This is a genomic window from Streptomyces sp. NPDC057623 (genome assembly GCF_042800355.1).
Lineage (GTDB): Bacteria > Actinomycetota > Actinomycetes > Streptomycetales > Streptomycetaceae > Streptomyces.
Genome location: NZ_JBHVGZ010000183.1, coordinates 1 through 1,291 on the forward strand (window position 1 = coordinate 1; position 1,291 = coordinate 1,291).

A 1,291-nucleotide genomic window follows, 5' to 3' on the forward strand; every position below is an offset into this window, starting at 1 on the left:
TGAGGGGCCCCGAAGATCCCGGACAGGGACCCAATAGGGTTGTCCTGTAAGGAATCGAGGGAAGCAGCAAGTGGCACGTCCAAGTCCGTATACGCCGGAGTTCCGTGAAGAAGCGGTCCAGTTGGCGTTGAAATCCAGCAAGCCGGTCGCTCATGTCGCCCGGGAACTCAACGTGAATCCCGAGACCCTCCGCACCTGGGTGCGCCAGCATGAGCGCGAGCACGGACAGCAGGACGGGCCGCTGCCGGTGGACGAGCGTGCCGAATTGAAGGAGCTGCGACGCCGGAACCGAGAGCTTGAGCAGGAGAACGCCTTCCTGAAAAAAGCCGCAGCGTACTTCGCGAAGGATCCCCGGTAGCGAGCAAGTACGAGTTCATCGATGTGATGCGGCTCGACAACGCGGAGTGCGCGTACTCCGTCGAGTTCATGTGTAAACGGCTCGGCGTGTCCAAGTCCGGCTACTACGACTGGAGAAACCGGCCCGATTCCGCAACCGCCCAGCGGCGCGAGGAACTGCGGCTGCTCATCAAGAAGGCATTCGACATGTCCGACGGCACCTACGGATACCGGCGCGTCCACGCCCAGCTGCTGCGCTGGGGCGTCGCCGCCGGCCCGGAGCTGGTCCGCCAGCTGATGCGCGACCTGGTCCTGGTGCCCTGCCAGCCGCCGCCGAGGCGGTGGTCGCTGACCCAAGGGGCGCCGGGGCCGGTGCCGGACCTCGTGGGCCGCGACTTCACCGCGCAAGCTCCGGGTGAAAAACTCGTCGGCGATATCACCTACATTCCCACCGGCGAGGGGTGGCTGTATCTGGCGGCCGTCATCGACTGCTGCACCAAAGAGATCATCGGCTACGCCATGGACGACCACTACCAGACGCCGCTGATATCTCGGGCCATCCGCAACGCGGCACGGAACAGGAAGCTGGTGAAGGATGCCATATTTCACTCGGACCGGGGCAGCAACTACATGTCCGCCGAGTACGCAAAGGTTCTCGATGGGCTGGGCCTTCGCCGGTCGGCTGGCCGCACCGGGATCTGTTTTGACAACGCCATGGCGGAATCGTTCTTCGGGGTTCTGAAGAACGAACGTGTATCGCGGGTAACGTACTTGACCCGCGAGGTCGCCCGGCGCGACATCACTCACTACATCGAATTCTGGTACAATCGCGAACGCCTTCACTCGGCTGTCGGCTATCGCCCTCCGCGAGAAGTCCACGCCGAACATGTGAAGTTGCGAGCCGTCGCGTGAAATGAACGGTCAGACACCAGTCCGGAAAACGCGAGGCCCCTCA

1 protein-coding gene is annotated in these 1,291 nt (G+C 63.2%); it reads left to right on the forward strand.

Going from position 1 to position 1,291, the window contains the following annotated elements; translation table 11 throughout:
• Positions 1 to 70: 70 nt before the first annotated feature.
• Positions 71 to 1,248, forward strand: a protein-coding gene (locus ACFU95_RS51010) for an IS3 family transposase (RefSeq protein WP_383844807.1) whose coding sequence is annotated in 2 segments (ribosomal slippage) — positions 71 to 332 and positions 332 to 1,248 — 1,179 coding nt in all. Because the reading frame shifts where the segments join, the coding sequence is not laid out codon by codon here.
• Positions 1,249 to 1,291 lie beyond the last annotated feature (43 nt).